The sequence below is a fragment of the Ruegeria sp. BC3 genome, from assembly GCF_056539265.1.
This window is the reverse complement of record NZ_JBQFUP010000004.1, coordinates 92,622-108,870: the sequence shown is the minus strand read 5'-3', so window position 1 is coordinate 108,870 and position 16,249 is coordinate 92,622. Positions and strand designations below refer to the sequence as shown.

General features: G+C 59.0%; 16 protein-coding genes and 1 pseudogene. 12 read left to right on the top strand and 5 right to left on the bottom strand.

Annotated features, from left to right (window positions below):
• Window positions 1-37: 37 nt before the first annotated feature.
• Complete coding sequence (locus tag ACR0MV_RS12430) at window positions 38-1,084, bottom strand: rod shape-determining protein (protein ID WP_039523195.1); 1,047 nt, start codon at window positions 1,082-1,084, stop codon at window positions 38-40.
• A 156-nt stretch (window positions 1,085-1,240) separates the two neighbouring features.
• Between ACR0MV_RS12430 and ACR0MV_RS12425 the strand changes: the two genes are divergently transcribed.
• The 3 genes from ACR0MV_RS12425 (at window position 1,241) to ACR0MV_RS12415 (ending at window position 3,640) form a co-directional block, all read left to right on the top strand.
• Window positions 1,241-2,032: a 23S rRNA (adenine(2030)-N(6))-methyltransferase RlmJ gene (locus ACR0MV_RS12425; RefSeq protein ID WP_480702318.1), complete on the top strand. Its 792-nt coding sequence runs from the start codon at window positions 1,241-1,243 to the stop codon at window positions 2,030-2,032.
• Between the two features lie 195 nt (window positions 2,033-2,227).
• Window positions 2,228-3,127, top strand: coding sequence for a sterol desaturase family protein (locus tag ACR0MV_RS12420; protein WP_480702317.1), 900 nt, complete (start codon window positions 2,228-2,230; stop codon window positions 3,125-3,127).
• An 18-nt stretch (window positions 3,128-3,145) separates the two neighbouring features.
• On the top strand, window positions 3,146-3,640 hold the full coding sequence (locus ACR0MV_RS12415; protein ID WP_480702316.1) for a DUF2141 domain-containing protein: 495 nt from the start codon (window positions 3,146-3,148) through the stop codon (window positions 3,638-3,640).
• 41 nt (window positions 3,641-3,681) lie between these two features.
• Here the strand turns inward: ACR0MV_RS12415 and ACR0MV_RS12410 are convergent, their stop codons facing one another.
• Both ACR0MV_RS12410 and ACR0MV_RS12405 read right to left on the bottom strand, forming a co-directional pair.
• Window positions 3,682-5,202 (bottom strand): ABC-F family ATP-binding cassette domain-containing protein, encoded by a 1,521-nt coding sequence (locus tag ACR0MV_RS12410; protein WP_480702315.1) that lies wholly within the window; start codon window positions 5,200-5,202, stop codon window positions 3,682-3,684.
• Window positions 5,203-5,476: 274 nt separating this feature from the next.
• Window positions 5,477-7,045 (bottom strand): 2-isopropylmalate synthase, encoded by a 1,569-nt coding sequence (locus tag ACR0MV_RS12405; RefSeq protein WP_480702314.1) that lies wholly within the window; start codon window positions 7,043-7,045, stop codon window positions 5,477-5,479.
• Between the two features lie 286 nt (window positions 7,046-7,331).
• Between ACR0MV_RS12405 and ACR0MV_RS12400 the strand changes: the two genes are divergently transcribed.
• Window positions 7,332-7,997, top strand: a complete 666-nt coding sequence (locus ACR0MV_RS12400; protein WP_480702313.1) for an SDR family NAD(P)-dependent oxidoreductase — start codon at window positions 7,332-7,334, stop codon at window positions 7,995-7,997.
• Between the two features lie 4 nt (window positions 7,998-8,001).
• On the opposite strand, the gene ACR0MV_RS12395 is transcribed toward ACR0MV_RS12400, so the two are convergent.
• The gene (locus ACR0MV_RS12395) at window positions 8,002-9,459 is read right to left on the bottom strand and encodes an MORN repeat-containing protein (RefSeq protein WP_480702312.1); all 1,458 of its coding nucleotides are present in this window, start codon (window positions 9,457-9,459) and stop codon (window positions 8,002-8,004) included.
• Between the two features lie 149 nt (window positions 9,460-9,608).
• On the opposite strand from ACR0MV_RS12395, the gene ACR0MV_RS12390 reads away from it, so the two are divergent.
• From ACR0MV_RS12390 to ACR0MV_RS12380, 3 genes are all read left to right on the top strand, one after another.
• Window positions 9,609-11,267, top strand: a complete 1,659-nt coding sequence (locus ACR0MV_RS12390; RefSeq protein ID WP_480702310.1) for an NAD+ synthase — start codon at window positions 9,609-9,611, stop codon at window positions 11,265-11,267.
• 334 nt (window positions 11,268-11,601) lie between these two features.
• Complete coding sequence (locus ACR0MV_RS12385) at window positions 11,602-11,835, top strand: hypothetical protein (protein ID WP_480702309.1); 234 nt, start codon at window positions 11,602-11,604, stop codon at window positions 11,833-11,835.
• A 153-nt stretch (window positions 11,836-11,988) separates the two neighbouring features.
• Window positions 11,989-13,317 carry an NAD(P)/FAD-dependent oxidoreductase gene (locus tag ACR0MV_RS12380; protein ID WP_480702308.1) on the top strand — a complete coding sequence of 443 codons (1,329 nt, stop codon included), beginning with the start codon at window positions 11,989-11,991 and terminating at the stop codon, window positions 13,315-13,317.
• 4 nt (window positions 13,318-13,321) lie between these two features.
• On the opposite strand, the pseudogene ACR0MV_RS12375 reads toward ACR0MV_RS12380, so the two are convergent.
• Window positions 13,322-13,426: pseudogene (locus ACR0MV_RS12375) on the bottom strand (MBL fold metallo-hydrolase); the annotation flags it as partial.
• 159 nt (window positions 13,427-13,585) lie between these two features.
• Between ACR0MV_RS12375 and ACR0MV_RS12370 the strand changes: the two are divergent.
• The 5 genes from ACR0MV_RS12370 (at window position 13,586) to ACR0MV_RS12350 (ending at window position 16,227) form a co-directional block, all read left to right on the top strand.
• Window positions 13,586-14,872 (top strand): site-specific integrase, encoded by a 1,287-nt coding sequence (locus ACR0MV_RS12370; RefSeq protein WP_170756989.1) that lies wholly within the window; start codon window positions 13,586-13,588, stop codon window positions 14,870-14,872.
• Entirely contained in the window at window positions 14,869-15,387 is a 519-nt protein-coding gene (locus tag ACR0MV_RS12365; RefSeq protein ID WP_170756990.1) for a hypothetical protein, read from the top strand. The genes ACR0MV_RS12370 and ACR0MV_RS12365 overlap by 4 nt, the downstream gene beginning before the upstream one ends.
• Before the next feature lie 102 nt (window positions 15,388-15,489).
• Window positions 15,490-15,792: a helix-turn-helix domain-containing protein gene (locus tag ACR0MV_RS12360; protein ID WP_170756991.1), complete on the top strand. Its 303-nt coding sequence runs from the start codon at window positions 15,490-15,492 to the stop codon at window positions 15,790-15,792.
• Window positions 15,789-16,043 (top strand): hypothetical protein, encoded by a 255-nt coding sequence (locus ACR0MV_RS12355; RefSeq protein ID WP_170756992.1) that lies wholly within the window; start codon window positions 15,789-15,791, stop codon window positions 16,041-16,043. Before ACR0MV_RS12360 ends, ACR0MV_RS12355 begins: the two co-directional genes overlap by 4 nt.
• Window positions 16,033-16,227 carry a hypothetical protein gene (locus tag ACR0MV_RS12350; protein WP_170756993.1) on the top strand — a complete coding sequence of 65 codons (195 nt, stop codon included), beginning with the start codon at window positions 16,033-16,035 and terminating at the stop codon, window positions 16,225-16,227. The genes ACR0MV_RS12355 and ACR0MV_RS12350 overlap by 11 nt, the downstream gene beginning before the upstream one ends.
• The last annotated feature ends 22 nt before the right edge of the window (window positions 16,228-16,249 follow it).

Here is a 16,249-nt window from a genome sequence, read left to right as displayed (position 1 = left end):
GTGCCGAAATTACCCTATGTGCTAAAGGGTGCGCGCCTTAGCTTTCGTAGTCAATCGCGTGGCGCAGTTGTTTTTCGTATTCCAGCGCTTTGCCGGTGCCCAAAGCCACACAATTCAGGCTTTCATCGGCAATCGACACGGCCAGACCGGTCTGTTCGCGCAACGCCAGATCCAAATCGCCCAGCAGAGCACCGCCACCGGTCAGCATCACGCCACGGTCAACGATGTCCGCTGCCAGATCAGGCGGAGTGGTTTCGAGCGCGGTCATCACCGCCTCGCAGATCTGCTGGACAGGTTCGGACAGCGCTTCGGCCACCTGAGCCTGACTGATCTCGATTTCCTTGGGCACACCGTTCAGCAGGTCGCGGCCGCGGATATGCATCGACTGGCCACGGCCGTCGTCAGGCATTCGCGCTGTGCCGATAGTGGTCTTGATGCGTTCGGCGGTGGATTCACCAACCAGCAGGTTTTGCTGACGACGCAGGTACGAGATGATGGCCTCATCCATGCGGTCTCCACCAACGCGGACCGAACGGGCGTAAACGATGTCGCCCAGCGACAGGACGGCAACTTCGGTTGTACCACCGCCGATGTCGACGACCATGTTGCCGGTCGGATCGGTGATCGGCATGCCAGCGCCAATCGCGGCGGCAATCGGTTCGGCAATCAAGCCCGCGCGGCGCGCACCTGCTGACAGAACCGACTGGCGGATCGCTCTCTTTTCGACCGGAGTCGCGCCATGGGGGACGCAGACGATGATTTTGGGTTTCGAAAAGGTCGAACGTTTGTGCACCTTGCGAATGAAGTGCTTGATCATTTCCTCGGCAGTGTCGAAGTCCGCGATCACGCCTTCGCGCATCGGGCGGATGGCTTCGATCGAACCTGGCGTCCGACCCAGCATCAGCTTGGCGTCCTCGCCAACGGCCAGAACCTTTTTGACACCGTCCTTGACATGATAGGCGACAACCGAAGGTTCAGACAGGATCACACCGCGCCCCTTGACATAAACCAGCGTGTTCGCTGTCCCAAGGTCGATGGCCATGTCCGCTGTGAACAGGCCGCCCAGATTGCCAAAGATCCCCATGTTTCCCCTGATCCTGTATGTCGGTTTTTTCTACTGCCCGCGACTCGACGGTTCCGGGACGGATGACTTATAGGGTGCCAACTCGCTCGGTAAAAGGGCTGATTCCACGGCAATCAGCACCTTTCCGCCTTAATGGTTGGGACTTTAGAAGGCAAAATGCTCTCATATCAACATATTTACCACGCAGGTAACCTTGCTGACGTCCACAAGCACGCGATTTTGGCAGAAACGCTGGCGTATATGAGCCAAAAGGACAAACCGCTGAGCTATATTGAAACCCATTCGGGGCGCGGGCTGTATCATCTGGACTCAGATCAGGCTGTTCAGACCGGTGAGGCTGCGGCAGGCATTGAGCGTGCCCAGACCGAAGGCTGGTTCGATGCCGCTCATCCGCTGAGCCGGGCGATCGCGGCAGTGCAGGCTCAGCATGGCCCATCCGCATACCCGGGTTCACCGCTGATCGCGGCGAAGTTGCTGCGCCCGCAAGACAAGATGCACCTGACGGAGCTGCACCCGCAGGAATTCCGCGCCTTGTCGGCGGCTTTGGTGACGACCGACGCTAAAACCTATCGCCAGGACGGATTCGAGTTGGCGCAATCCCTGCTGCCGCCCACGCCCCGGCGCGGAGTGGTGCTGATTGACCCAAGCTACGAAATCAAATCCGACTACGAGCGACTGCCCGGCATAATCGCTTCGCTCAATCGCAAGTGGAATGTGGGCGTGATCGCATTGTGGTACCCGATCCTTGCGAATGGCCGCCAACGCGCGATGCGTGACGCCTTGGCAAAGCGGGATTTTCCGAAAGTGTTGCACCATGAGGTGCATTTTCCTGCCGCGCGGGAAGGGCACGGGATGATCGGGTCCGGCATGTTTGTCGTGAACGCGCCTTACGGCCTTGGTAATGCCGCGGACCGGTTGGATGAGCTGTTTGGCAAGCTGACGGCCTAGGCCTGTGTGGCAGTTACTCACTGTTCACGCGAACAGTCTTTGCTGAGCGGCAATACCGTCTGGCATAAATTCCCTTGTGACAACAATGACCTCGCGTGATGAACGCCTTTTTTCAAGGCGCACACCTTGATTTTTGGGGATCATTTCGCAATTAAGCTGTCACATGTGACAATTAATGGGAATCGGATTACTTCGATGGACTTCCTAAACCGCCATATCAGTGACTTTCACCTAAGTTACTGGGAAACCATGATCGACGACTGGTTCTTCGTCTTTGCTTTGGCCTTTCTGGCCTTTGAACTGATCCGTTACGCCGTCGTCAAAAAATTGAACTGGACGATGGTTGGTGACACGGTCACCAATTTTATCACTCTGGCCTTCTTCTTTGGTATCAGCTTTATCCTGCTGGCCAGCTTTTACATCGGTGCGTATGTCTGGGCCTCGCAATATGCAGTGTTCGATATCCCGACGACGTGGGCCTCGTTCATCATCGTGCTGATCCTGGCTGACCTTGCCTATTATTGGGAGCACCGGATTCTGCACCGGATCAACTTCCTTTGGGCAACGCATTCGGTCCACCATAGCTCGCCTTTCTTCAACATCTCGGTGGCGTATCGACACGGCCCTCTGGATGGGCTTTGGCCGCTGTTCTTTCACCTGCCGCTGGTTCTGCTGGGTTTCAACCCGTTCATGGTGTTGATCGTGGAACTGCTCGTGCAGCTGTATCAAACGGCCCTGCATACTGAAGTGATCAAAAAGCTTTGGCGCCCGATTGAATACATCTTCAACACGCCTTCGCATCACCGTGTCCACCACGGATCGAACCCGAAATATTTGGATAAGAATTATGCCGGTATTCTGATCATCTGGGACCGTATGTTCGGCACGTTCGAGGAAGAGAAGGAAGAGGTGGTTTATGGCCTCGTCAAGCCTATCGACTCGGTCAATCCGTTCGTCGCTTTCCTTCACGGCTTTGCCCGGCTGTTCAGGGATGTCTGGAATATGCCCGGATTCGGTAACAAGCTGGGCGTTTTCTTCGGCCCGCCGGGCTGGCAGCCAAAGCACGCTCGTAAACAACGCAAGCCCGCAGAATAAGCCGAAGGAACGCACAAGATGCCAAGCAACACACAACGCATCGTCGCGGCCATCGTAACGGCGGGGCTGTTCGTCGGAGGCGCCTGGGTCGCCTCGGGGTTCGGGACAAACGTCAGCGAAGCCGCAGCGCCGAATTCTGCAATCGCGCAGAATGGCGGGCTGAGCGTCAACCTGCACGGAGCACGCAGCACAAAGGGCAACGTGATCGTCATGGCCTTTGATCAGGCGACGGCCTTTGACAATATGGACCACACCAAGGCGGCTGGATACCTTGAGGTCCCTGCGTCGGAACAGACAATGCGGTTTGATTTTCCCGATCTGAAAAACGGGTATTACGCCGTCATCGCCTTCCATGACGAGAATGGTGACTACGATCTGAACTATGATGGAGACTACATCCCGACCGAAGGCTACGCGGTGTCAGGGATGAACGATCTCAATGACATGCCGGTCTTCGAGTATTCGCTGATTGAACCAGGCAAGGCGTCAGACGTGACCTTGTTCTACTGGTAATAACTTACCGGATGCCGGCCTTCCCGGCATCCGGCAAAGGTCTATGAACGCGGTTTCATTTCCGCGCTTAAAAACTCTTCGGGGGTGTCGACCTCTTCCAGCCTGCGACCCTTGATCTGCCAGAACCGGTTGCCAACGTTGCGCAGGAAACTTCGGTCGTGACTGACAAGCAGACACGAGACGTCATTGCGGATCAGTTCAGCTTCCAGCGCCTCTTGCCCGTCGATGTCCAGGTGGTTTGTCGGCTCATCCAGTAGGTAGAAATTTGGGTTGTGTAGCCTCAGCATGAGCATCGCCAGCCGTGCTTTTTGCCCGCCTGACAGCTCACCACTTCGAGTGTCCTGCATCCCAAAGGTGATACCGGCCCCCGCCAGCACGGTCCGCGCGCGCTGATCGCCGATGTCGAACTGGCGTGTCACCGTCTCCAGCGGCGTCCTTTCACTGTCCAACTGGTTCAGGTGCTGATCAGAGTAGGCCGGAACCAATGACGCTGCATTTTTGACCGGGCTGTTGCCATCGGTCAGAGCGTTTTGGATCATACGAACCAATTGGGTTTTGCCGGTGCCATTGGCCCCCAACAGAACAACGCGGTCGCCCTTGGTGATCCATTTCTGACCGGTCCTGTACAGCATCGTCCCGTCAGGGGTCTCAACAGTCAGATCCTCCAAAGTGATCAGTGCCTTGGCATGCGTACCGCTGTTGACCAGTCGAATATCCCCGGCCGAACGTTCGCGATGCGCAGGTTTGGCTGCCGATTCCAACTTGTCGGCCCGATCCGCCAGTTGCTTAGTCTTGGTCAGCAAAAGGTCAGAGCCCGAATTGATCCCGACATTTTTCAGCTTGGCCGCCTGACGCCGCAACTGACGTGCCTTGTTGAGGTCGTTGGCATGGCGACGTTCGTCCGACGCGTCAACCTCGGCCAGCGCTTCTCGGGCCGCCGAGTAGGGCAGCTGAAAGACCTGAGAGCTTTCGGGCCGCAGAAACAGGGTCCGGTTGGTCGTGGCATCCAGAAACGCGCGGTCATGCGAGGTGATGACAACCGGCGTATCCTTGGGCATCCCGGCCAGCCAGCTTTCGAGCAGCGCGATGCGATGCAGGTCCAGGTGGTTTGTCGGCTCATCCAGCAACAGCAGGTCCGGCCTTGTGATCCATACAGCGGCCAACAGCGCGGTGCGTTGCCAGCCTCCGCTGAGAGTGCTGAGTTTTTGGTGAAACAGATCGTAGGGAACGCTCAGTTCATCCAGCACGACATCAACCCGCCAGCTTTCGTATTCGGCCTGTTCGGCCGGAAGAGCAGCAAGGACGTGCTCGTGCAATGTCTGTGACAATGCCTCGGGCGGGATGTTCTGGCGGACGTGGCCTACCCGCAGACCGCGGGCATGTGTGATGTCGCCGGTGGTCTGTTCCACCTCACCCGCCAGACAGGCGAGTAACGTGGATTTGCCGCGGCCATTCGCGGCGACAAGACCAATACGGTCAGACTTCGAGATCGTCAGGCTCAGGTCTGAGAATAACGGGTCGCCAAGGGTCATCCCCAGCGCACGGATATTGATGATGGTCATAGGTATCTCGGGTCGTAAAAATAGGGCCGCAGCGCGGCTATGGGCAGACCGTCGATAAAAGTGGTGTTCTCGGGTCAGCCCTGCAAACGGATCTGCAGGGCAAAACGGGGACCATGCTGAAGTCGGCGGATGATACGCATGTTCAGCTTTTGCCCTCCCGTTGTTGAATGTGAACCTTGCGGAAGATTATGCAGGCAAGTCCGTTATGGCAACCCACAGTTCAGCGGGGTGCGGCTTTTAGGGACGGCATGCAGGGTGCCGCCCCCATCCGGTGTCAGGTCAGGTCCTTGTAGCTGATCTCGCGCGCGTCTGCGCCTGGGCCGGTTTTTTCGCGGCGTACCATCAGGCGGTTCAGTGCGTGGATATAGGCCTTGGCCGAAGCCACGACCGTATCGGTATTTGCGGACTGACCGGTTGCGATCATCCCGTCCTCTTCCAAACGCACTGAAACGGTGGCTTGTGCATCCGTGCCCGCAGTTACCGCATGTACCTGATACAGCTGAAGATGCGCCTTGTTGGGAAAGATCGCGCGGATGGCTTTGAAGGTCGCGTCAACCGGACCGTCGCCGTGTTCGGTAGCAATGATATCCTTGCCGTCCACTTCCAGCTCGACGGTCGATTCCGCCTGACCGCCTGTACCGCAGGTCACTTTCATCGACACCAGTTGCAGGTGGTCGTCCTCTTCATCCAACGTCATCAACGCTATGAGGTCGTCGTCGAACACCTCTTTCTTACGGTCGGCCAGATCCTTGAACCGCACGAAGATGTCCTTGAGCTGGTTGTCGCCGACCTCATAGCCCAGCGTTTCCAGCTTATCGCGCAGCGCCGCGCGGCCCGAGTGTTTGCCGAGCGGCAGGGATGTGCCCGAGAGGCCGATATCCTCGGGGCGCATGATCTCGAAGTTTTCGCGGTTCTTCAGCATCCCATCCTGGTGGATGCCGCTTTCGTGGGCAAAAGCGTTCTTGCCGACGATGGCCTTGTTGAACTGTACGTTGAAACCCGACACAGTCGCAACCCGGCGCGAGATATGCATGATCTTGGTGGTATCGATGCCAGTATGCCAGGGCATGATGTCATTGCGGGTGCGCAGCGCCATCACAACCTCTTCCAGCGCCGTATTGCCGGCACGTTCGCCCAGGCCGTTGATCGTGCATTCAATCTGGCGCGCGCCACCGGCGACAGCCGCCAGAGAGTTCGCGGTCGCCATACCAAGGTCGTTATGGCAGTGGGTGGCAAAGATGACGTCATCCGCGCCGGGGACCGTTTCGATCAGGCGTCTGATCAGGTCCGCAGATTCCATCGGAGCGGTATAGCCCACGGTATCCGGGATGTTGATCGTGGTCGCCCCGGCCTTGATCGCAATTTCGATCACCCGGCAAAGGTAGTCCCACTCGGTCCGCGTGGCATCCATCGGCGACCACTGCACGTTTTCGCACAGGTTGCGCGCATGGGTGACCGTTTCATGGATTTTGTCGGCCATCTCGTCCTGCGTCAGGTTCGGAATGGCGCGATGCAACGGAGAGGTGCCGATGAAGGTGTGAATACGGTTCTTCTTGGCGTGTTTCACCGCCTCCCAGCAGCGGTCGATATCTGCAAAGTTGGCGCGGGCCAGCCCGCATATGCGGCTGTTTTTTGACCGTTCGGCGATCTCGGAAACGGCCTTGAAGTCACCTTCGGAAGCGATCGGGAAACCGGCCTCGATAATGTCGACACCCATGTCGTCCAGCAGCTCGGCAATCTCAAGCTTTTCGGCGTGCGTCATGGTTGCGCCGGGGCTTTGCTCGCCGTCGCGCAAGGTGGTGTCAAAGATCAAGACGCGGTCTTGGTCGGTCACATTAGTCATGGGAATCTCTTTCTTGTCTGTCCTAAAGCCTTTTGGCGCGCGGGCGTCCTCCTCTGAGCGGGCGCGCCGGATGGCACGCTCAGAGGCGGATTAGGATCAGTAGGCCACGCAGAGACGCACCGCGAAGGGCGGCGTCGGTAATCAGGATATCTGCGCGGTTGATCATGGGATGAGGTTATACATTGCGCGACGGGAATGAAAAGAACCAATTTTCGCCATCTCTGCACGGCGAATTCTTTTTTGTTCCCGTGTTGATCGGTCGGATCAGGCGGCTAGGTCAGTCAGCATGGAAACGGCACTCATCATCGGCGCGTCAGGTGGCATCGGCAGCGCAATCGCCGCAAGGCTGAAACAGCAGTCAGTAACTGTCACCAGCCTGTCGCGGTCGCATGACGGTTTTGATCTGACCAATCCTGAGGTCGTTGATCAGGCCCTGTCGAACCTGTCCGGCCCGTTTGATCTGATCCTCGTTGCCTCCGGCGCGCTCGAGATTGATGGCGCAACACCCGAAAAAACCATCCGATCGGTGTCAGCGCAGGCGATGATGGATCAGTTTGCGCTGAACGCGGTCGGGCCAGCACTGGTATTGCGGCATGCCGCACGTCTGTTGCCACGCGACCGTCGAGCCGTTTTTGCGGTGCTGTCAGCGCGGGTGGGGTCGATTGGAGACAATCGTCTGGGAGGGTGGATCAGTTACCGGGCAGCAAAGGCGGCGGTAAACCAGATCGTCCACACATCCGCGATCGAGCTGGCCCGAACCCACAAACAGGCAATCTGCGTTGCGTTGCATCCGGGCACGGTGCAGACGGCCTTTACCCAGAAATATGTCGGACGACACCCCGCCGTTCTACCGGATGAGGCCGCCCGGAACCTGCTAGCTGTTACAGAAACACTTAGCCCCGAGGATACGGGCGGGTTTTTCGACTGGGCCGGAAAGCCAGTGCCTTGGTAGGCGATCAGTCGTCCGAAGGCGACGTATCAGGTGCGGCGTCGGTATCGCTTTCTTCAGGCGCACTTACGTTTTCGCGGGGCAGGACGCCATTTTCCCAAACACCGGTCTCTTCCTGACCATTGGCATAGCGCATCGTGCCGGTGCCGTGGCGCTTGTTGTCCAGAAATGTGCCTTCGTAGACATCGCCGGTGGCATAGGTTGCCACGCCTTGACCGCTGATTTTGCCCTCGACCCAACCGCCGGTATAGCTAAAGCCGCGCGGTGTGGTGATGGTGCCCTCGCCATGACGTTGGCCGTCGTTGAATGCACCCTCGTAGACGGTGTCGTCAGGAAAAGTCGCTTTGCCCTGACCCTGACGCGCGCCTTCAACCCAATCGCCCTCGTACCGGTATCCGTTGGCGAAGGTCAGGACGCCTTTTCCGTGGCTGAGGCCGTTTTTGAACTGGCCCTGATACACAACGCCGTTGGGGTAGGTGGCCTTGCCATTCCCCTCGAAGATGCCAGCTTGCCACTCACCGTCATAAACCGTTCCGTCTGGATAGGTTTGGACGCCCTTGCCGTGGGGCAGGTCTGCGCTGAAATCGCCGGTGTAGGTCGCTCCGTCGGGATAGGTCACCTCACCCAGCCCTTCGATCTGGCCGTCTACCCATTCACCGGTGTAATCGAACCCGTCGGTGCCCAGGAAACGCCCTTTGCCGTGGCGCCGGTCGTCGGCATATTCGCCCTCGTAGGTCGCGCCATTGGCGTATGTGGCCTTGCCCGTGCCCTGACGGCGGCCATCAACCAGGTCCCCTTCGTACAGATCGCCATTGGCTTGCAGCAAGCGGCCCTGGCCGGTCATACGGTCCTGAGACCAGGTGCCGGTATAGGTCATGCCATCCGGAACAGTCAGGGTGCCCTGACCATCGCGCAGGCCGTCCTTGATATCACCTTCATAAACACTGCCCTGCGCCGAGGTGATCTTGCCGGTGCCGTGCTTGACGCCATCCACCCAGTCGCCTTCATAGGTGTACCCGCTGGGATCGGTCAGAACGCCTTTGCCGTGATAGCGCGCATCCTTGAAGCCGCCCTCGTACCGGACGCCGTTCGTGTACTTCGCGACCCCGGTTCCGTTGATGGACCCGTCTGCCCATTCCCCTTCATAACTGCCGCCATCGGGATAGATGATCTTGCCCTGACCCTCGGGCTGGCCCTGAGCGAACATCCCTTCGTAGACCGAGCCGTTGACATACCGCGCGATGCCCTTGCCCTGAATCTCGCCCTCGACCCATTCGCCGACATATTCGAACCCGTTGGGCAGGCGGTAAGTGCCTTCGCCATGGCGCAGGCCGTTCAGGAAAGTGCCTTCGTACACGCCGCCGACGTCATCATCCGCAACGATCACCTGCCCGTCCTGGGCAAAGCCGGATGTGGCCAGCAATGCCAACGCCGTTGCGGCAAAAGAAATGCGGAATGCGTTCATGGTTGTTCCTGCTTTGCCCAGGTTTATGACTTGTTCGCGCAAAACTAAGATACCCGTGCGGACAGAGCAACGTGTTTTGCCGCATTTGCCTTTTACTCGCGGTGCGATCTGCTAAATGGCAATAGGACTGACGAGGGCAAGAGGGCAGCATGGCCGACCGTTTCCGCATTACTCTGGCGCAACTGAACCCCACCGTTGGGGACATCCAAGGCAACGCTGCCAAAGCGCGTGCAGCGTGGAAACAGGGGCAAGAGGCCGGCGCCGATCTGGTCGCCTTCCCGGAAATGTTTATCACCGGTTACAACACTCAGGACCTGATCATGAAGCCCGTGTTCCATCGGGCAGCGATGGCGGCGGTTCAGCAACTGGCCGAGGATTGCGCCGATGGACCAGCCATCGCAATTGGCGGGCCATGGGCCGAGGACGACAAGCTGTATAACGCTTATCTGATCCTCAAGGGAGGCCGTATCAGCAGCAAAGTGCTGAAGCATCATCTGCCGAACGAAACCGTGTTTGACGAAGTGCGCTTGTATGACGCCGGTCCGCTGGGCGGGCCCTATTCGGTCGGCAACTCCCGGATCGGCAGCCCGATCTGCGAAGACAGCTGGCACCCGGATGTCGCTGAAACTCTGGAAGAAACAGGCGCCGAGTTTCTGTTGATCCCGAATGGCTCGCCATACTTCCGCAACAAGTACGATGTGCGCCTGAACCACATGGTCGCCCGGGTGGTCGAGACGGGCCTGCCGCTGATCTATCTGAACATGGTGGGCGGGCAGGACGATCAGGTCTTTGATGGTGCCACCTTCGGTCTGAACCCCGGCGGAGAAATGGCGTTCCGCATGCCCGTCTTTGACGAGGCTGTCGCGCATGTAGACCTTGAGCGCGGAAATGACGGCTGGCGCATCGTACCGGCCGATATTGTACCGCAGCCCGACGAGTGGGAGCAGGACTATCGCGCCATGGTTCAATCCCTGCGAGACTATATCGGCAAAACCGGGTTCAAAAAGGCGCTGTTGGGGCTGTCCGGGGGCGTGGACTCGGCGCTGGTCGCAGCCATCGCGGTGGATGCAATCGGTGCGGAAAACGTACGGTGTGTCATGCTGCCCTCGGAATACACCAGCCAAGCCTCTCTGGACGACGCCGAAGCTGTCGCCAAGGCGCTCGGCGTGCATTACGACTATGTGCCGATCTCGGACAGCCGCGCGGCTGTATCTCAGACCCTTGCCCCTCTGTTCGCGGGGCGAGATGAGGATCTGACCGAAGAAAACATACAGTCGCGCCTGCGCGGTCTGCTGTTGATGGCTATGTCGAACAAGTTTGGCGAAATGCTGCTGACCACAGGTAACAAATCCGAGGTCGCAGTCGGGTACGCAACCATCTATGGCGACATGAATGGCGGCTATAATCCAATCAAGGACCTGTACAAAACGCGCGTGTTCGAGACCTGCCGCTGGCGCAATGCCAATCATCGCGACTGGATGATGGGACCAGAGGGTGAGGTGATCCGCCCTTCGGTCATCGACAAACCGCCAAGCGCCGAGCTGCGCGAAGACCAAAAAGACAGCGACAGCCTGCCGGACTATCCTGAACTGGATGCCATTCTGGAAATCTTGGTCGATCAGGAAGGCTCGATCGCCGATTGCGAGGCGGCCGGTTTCGATGCGGATGTGGCCCGCCGGGTCGAGCATCTGATCTACATCAGCGAGTACAAACGGTTTCAGTCCGCCCCGGGAACCCGATTGACCAGCCGCGCCTTCTGGCTGGACCGCAGATACCCGATTGTGAACCGTTGGCGCGATCGCACCTAAGTCGATTCCGCCCGAGTTTTTGGCGTCGCCACATAGTTTCTAAGATTCAGGAATTAACCTGACTGACCCCTTATTGGCTCCGCTGCGGGGACAATGATCGGTTTGATTCGCGCAGCGCTGCCCAATGGTCTTGAAATCACGACATTTTTCTGCCACATTTTAGCTTAATTGCCGCCTCAAGTGGGGCAGATGCGGCGCATTTTAGGTTAGCTCGTTATTTCGTTCGGGCTCTTTATGTGACGCGTCATTAGTTGGGTTTTTGTGTTAACGATTTGGTGTGAAAATGCGTGAGCAATACGACAGGTCTCTCCACTCGCCATTGCCGTGGAAAACCATGGAGTCTGAGGGACACGAACTGGACGAAGGCAAGCTTGATTCAGCAATTGCCGATCTGCTGGGGGCTGAACAGCCGACGAATCAGCCAAAGCCGCAGGAAGAACCTGCATCTGCAGCGGGTCTGCCTGAGCTGCCTTCCCAGGAAAGCATGAACGAAGATATCTCTGCTCAAGAGGCCGGTCTGGCAGCTACATTGCGCCAGAAATGGGCCGAGCTTTGCGGAGCTGCCTGACCTTCTGATCAGGGAAAATGAATGGTGCCAGGGATCAATCTGGCACTATGGACACATCTTTTGAAAATTGTGATCTGCGTGCCCTGCGACGTGTTGCTTAAGGGCGGATACCACGCATTCATTGCGGTCCAAGCAATGAAGTAAGAGCGGCAGATGCCCGGCCCCAAGCCAACCCCCGTAGAACCTGACCTGCATCTGCCCAAAGCCGTGGACGTCGTCGTCATTGGCGGGGGAATCATTGGTGCCTCGACGGCTTTGGAACTATCCGAACGCGGCGCATCGGTTCTGCTATGCGAAAAGGGGCAGATCGCAGGCGAGCAGAGTTCCAGAAATTGGGGTTGGGTGCGATTGGGGCTGCGGGACCCCCGTGAAATTCCGTTGATGGTGGAAGCGCATCGAGTCTGGCAGGACCTCGACCAGCGCATTGGCCGCAAAACCGGATTCACGCGGTCTGGTATTCTTTTCGGCGCATCAGGCGCGCGCGATCAGAACAATCTTGAGCGCTGGATGCGCAATGTCGAGGGCATGCAAACCGGCGCGCAGATGCTTTCGGGCGCCGCGCTGGACGATTTGTTACCAGGTAACCAGACCCGCTTGAAGACGGCATTGCACATGCCGAGGGACGGGCGGGCCGAGCCGCAATGGGCAGCTCCGGCTATAGCCGAAGCGGCGCGCGACAAAGGCGCGTGTGTAATGACCAACTGCGCTGTGCGCAGCGTCGATGTTCAAAACGGTCTTATCGCAGGAGTCTTTACCGAACGCGGCCGGGTCTCTTGCGCTCGTGTCGTGCTGGCGGGGGGCGCATGGTCCCGCTTGTTCGCCGGAAATGCAGGGATAGAGCTGCCGCAACTCAAGGTCCTGAACACAGTTCTGCGCACGTCGCCTGTGCAAGGACCGGAAACCGCTCTGTGGTCGGACGATTTTGCTATCCGAAAAAGGGCCGATGGCGGCTATACGATTGCATCCGGACATGAAAACACGGTCGACATTGTGCCGGATAGTTTCCGGCTTGCGCGGCAGTTTCTGCCCGCGTTTCGACAGGAATGGAGGTCTTTGCGGTTCCGCCTATCCAAGCGCTGGTCGATTGAGGCCGGGCAGGACCGGTCATGGCTGCCGACTGACGTCACGCCCTTCGAACATTGCCGCGTTTTGGACCCAGAACCATCCGCCAAAGCGCTAAGACGGGCTTGGGCCCACGCGCGAAAGGGTTTCCCGGCGCTGGATCAGGCCGAGATCGTGCAAAGCTGGGCTGGAATGATCGATGTCACACCGGACGCGGTCCCAGTCATTTCGGCGGTCGATGAGATTTCGGGGATGTTCATTGCAACCGGATTCTCGGGCCACGGCTTTGGTATCGGACCCGGGGCGGGGCGATTGATGGCCGATCTGGTGTGCGAGACCGCGCCGTGTGTCGATCCGACCGCCTTTCGCCTGTCCAGATTCTCGGACGGGTCGAAAGTGCGGCCGGACGCGGGTTACTGAGGCGTCAGCCCATCATCTGATAGCTGACCGGGACAAAGCGGAAACCATCGCCACGGGTCTCGACATACCCGGCTGCCGGGAACGGCATGTGATAGCCGATCATATGCACCACACCTCGTAAGCCCCTGCACCCAAAGTCGAAAAAGCCAACAATCAAAAGGTTCTAACAAGCCCATAACTTCCGCAGGCCGCGCGTTGATTTCCGCTAATGTCCGCATATATTGTCCGCATAGTGTCCGCACCTGAATGATGTACCGAGGATGACGCCATGACGATTAACAAGAAAACCTTTGCCGCCGCCGTGCGGAAACGTGAGGCTGGTGCGCCCACACCCATCATATTGAGAGACGCGCAGGTGGAGGGCCTTGCGCTGGCTGTGAACAAGCGCAGCGAGGCGTGGCGCTTTCAGTATAAGCCGCGCGGCACCCGCCCAGACGGCAAACGCTACCCCACCCGCACCCTCACCCTCGGCAACCATGCGGAACTGACCCTTGAGGAGGCCAGAGCCGCCGCCGTAACCGCCAAGGCTGCGGTGCGTGGTGGTGCGGACCCAGTTGAGGACCAACGCCGCGAGACCGCCCAGCGCGTGGCCGAACGACAGGCACAAAAGACGTGCCGCGCACTAATAGAACCGTTTATGGCCGATTTCGCCGAGCGCCGTTCCAAGGCCCGCAAGGGTCGAAAACTGGACGAGGCTTACGTGGGTTCAATCCGGCGCGGTGCCGAGCATGTCCTGAGCGCGCTGGGCGTGATGGACCTTACACCCGACTGCATCACCATCAAGCCGCTGCGCGCCCTATTCAGAAACCGTGTCGGGACGAACTGGAATATTCGCTACCTCGCCATCAAACGGTTCCTCGACTACGCCGTGGCCGAGGAGATGATCGACGGCAACATCGCCCTGATGGTGGAGCGTCCTGCCACGGGTGCGTCCCGCGCGCGTGTCCTGAGCGCCGAGGAACTGCACACGCTCTGGCACGAGGCTGAGAACCTCGACCCGGTGCGCCGTGACTTCCTGCGCTTCATGATCTGCGTCCCGTGCCGTATCAGCGAGGGGCTGGCCCTGACATGGGACCAGATGGACGCGGACCTGACCGAATGGACCCAGCCTGACACCTCGACCAAGAACGGGGTGGAACACCGCTTTGCGTTGCCACCACAGGCGTGCGAAATCCTCGAACGTCGCCGGGAGGCCAACCCCAAGGGGCCGGTGTTCCCAAACCGGTCGGGGCGCGTGTTTGCTAGCCAGTCGAACCTGAACCGCATCATCCACGAGGGAACGCCGAGCGTCACCGACTGGACCATTCATGACCTGCGCCGCACATTCGCCAGCCTGTTGGGCGAGAGTGGGGCCAGCTTCCCTGAGAGTGTTGTGGATGCGGTTCTGAACCACATGCAGAGCGGCACACGCGGCGGGGTTCTGGGCGTCTATCAGCGCGCGGAACGGCGCAGGGAACAAGCCGCCGTCATGATGGCCTGGGGTCGCCTCCTTGCCAGCATCATAGACCCACAGGCCGAGCGAAAGACGGTTGTCGGGCTGGGGGGCTGGTCATGACCAAGCCGAAACCCAACGCCCAGCGCGTCGACATCGCCGCCGAAATCATGAGCCGCCTGAAAGTGAGCCGCGAGGAAGCCGAACGGCTGGCGGCGCTGCCACCGGGTGAGGTGAGTGCGCTGGACTTCGCTGCGCTGCGTCTGCTGAACCTCGACGGGTCTGACCCCCGAGAGGATTACATCGAAGCGAATGCGGCCTATACGTTTGCGCGCAGCGCCCATGAGGAGGCGGCACCCATCGTCAGGCAGCGGATGCGCTCCACAGGGGCGCTAAAAAACAAACGTGAGGCCGCAGACAAGATAGAAAAAGCTTTCGCCATCGTTGACCAAACGTTCGACACGTTGAGTAGGGCTGACGCCACCAACAAGGCAGCGAGTGAGACGAATCTATCGGAACGCCAACGCGAACGTTTGGGGCATTATTATGACGCCCTCGCGCTGGGCGCATCGCCGGATGCAGCCCGAGCGGGTAGCGAAAAAGGTAAGTGGCGGGCATTTAAGCAGTCCCTCAAGTAGATTTCTTCGACGGGCCTAAGGCCTGTCGAAGTCAGCTGTATCTTTCTGCGAATATGTCCTTTTTATGGGGTGTCACCAATGTCTTGAACAAGGTGACACCCTATGCCCAAACGAACGTGGAGCGAGACCCGCAACAAGGTTCCTAGCCGGGACGCCTCCTATTCCTTTCATCCCATGGCGGACTGTACAGTGGTTGAGGCTGCGGCCCTGACCCGCTGTAATCCGTCCACGATTTACCGCCTCATCAATCGGGGCGAACTGCTGGCCTACAGCCGCAACGGCCTCACCCTGATAGAGGGCGAGAGCATCGTTGCGTTCAAAGAGCGGAACAGGATTCAACCGGGCGACATTCCCGAGAACAATGAGCCCAACGCCACACCGAAATCGAAAGGGGTGGCTGCATGAGCGCTTATATCCTGCCCCTCCCCGACCCATGCCCTGAGCGCGTATCCCGTAAGCGCGGGGCCAAACTGCTGGCCATGGCTGGGTTTGAAACCTCGCCCCGTTCCCTCGAGCGGTGGGACTTGCCTGTAATCCACCTGAATGGCCGAGCCACATACGACACACGCGCCCTGTTCGCCGAGGCCCAGCGCCGCGTTGATGTCGAGGGTGCGCGCTCACTCAACACGTTTGGGAGGGATGACCATGCCGCGTGATCTTGATCTCGCCGAACACATCAAGGCCGCGAACATGCTCAAGTGCGCGCTTGTCGTCCACAGCGATAGCGAGGCCGCAGGGCTGCGTGAAGTCGCGCGCCGCCTCAAACTGCCCATGCCTCGGCTCACCATCCGACCGCTCAAAGATGCGAAGGGGGTGCCACCGTGTCGCACGAACGAATAAGCGCCGCCCAAAAGGACGACGC

Coding starts and splice junctions, on each gene's coding strand:
- ACR0MV_RS12420 (WP_480702317.1), top strand. CDS start 2,228: ATGGACTTCCTAAACCGCCATATCAGTGACTTTCACCTAAGTTACTGG.
- ACR0MV_RS12415 (WP_480702316.1), top strand. CDS start 3,146: ATGCCAAGCAACACACAACGCATCGTCGCGGCCATCGTAACGGCGGGG.
- ACR0MV_RS12380 (WP_480702308.1), top strand. CDS start 11,989: ATGCCCGGCCCCAAGCCAACCCCCGTAGAACCTGACCTGCATCTGCCC.
- ACR0MV_RS12370 (WP_170756989.1), top strand. CDS start 13,586: ATGACGATTAACAAGAAAACCTTTGCCGCCGCCGTGCGGAAACGTGAG.
- ACR0MV_RS12410 (WP_480702315.1), bottom strand. CDS start 5,202: ATGACCATCATCAATATCCGTGCGCTGGGGATGACCCTTGGCGACCCG.
- ACR0MV_RS12405 (WP_480702314.1), bottom strand. CDS start 7,045: ATGACTAATGTGACCGACCAAGACCGCGTCTTGATCTTTGACACCACC.
- ACR0MV_RS12425 (WP_480702318.1), top strand. CDS start 1,241: ATGCTCTCATATCAACATATTTACCACGCAGGTAACCTTGCTGACGTC.
- ACR0MV_RS12400 (WP_480702313.1), top strand. CDS start 7,332: ATGGAAACGGCACTCATCATCGGCGCGTCAGGTGGCATCGGCAGCGCA.
- ACR0MV_RS12390 (WP_480702310.1), top strand. CDS start 9,609: ATGGCCGACCGTTTCCGCATTACTCTGGCGCAACTGAACCCCACCGTT.
- ACR0MV_RS12360 (WP_170756991.1), top strand. CDS start 15,490: ATGCCCAAACGAACGTGGAGCGAGACCCGCAACAAGGTTCCTAGCCGG.
- ACR0MV_RS12350 (WP_170756993.1), top strand. CDS start 16,033: ATGCCGCGTGATCTTGATCTCGCCGAACACATCAAGGCCGCGAACATG.
- ACR0MV_RS12355 (WP_170756992.1), top strand. CDS start 15,789: ATGAGCGCTTATATCCTGCCCCTCCCCGACCCATGCCCTGAGCGCGTA.
- ACR0MV_RS12430 (WP_039523195.1), bottom strand. CDS start 1,084: ATGGGGATCTTTGGCAATCTGGGCGGCCTGTTCACAGCGGACATGGCC.
- ACR0MV_RS12365 (WP_170756990.1), top strand. CDS start 14,869: ATGACCAAGCCGAAACCCAACGCCCAGCGCGTCGACATCGCCGCCGAA.
- ACR0MV_RS12385 (WP_480702309.1), top strand. CDS start 11,602: ATGGAGTCTGAGGGACACGAACTGGACGAAGGCAAGCTTGATTCAGCA.
- ACR0MV_RS12395 (WP_480702312.1), bottom strand. CDS start 9,459: ATGAACGCATTCCGCATTTCTTTTGCCGCAACGGCGTTGGCATTGCTG.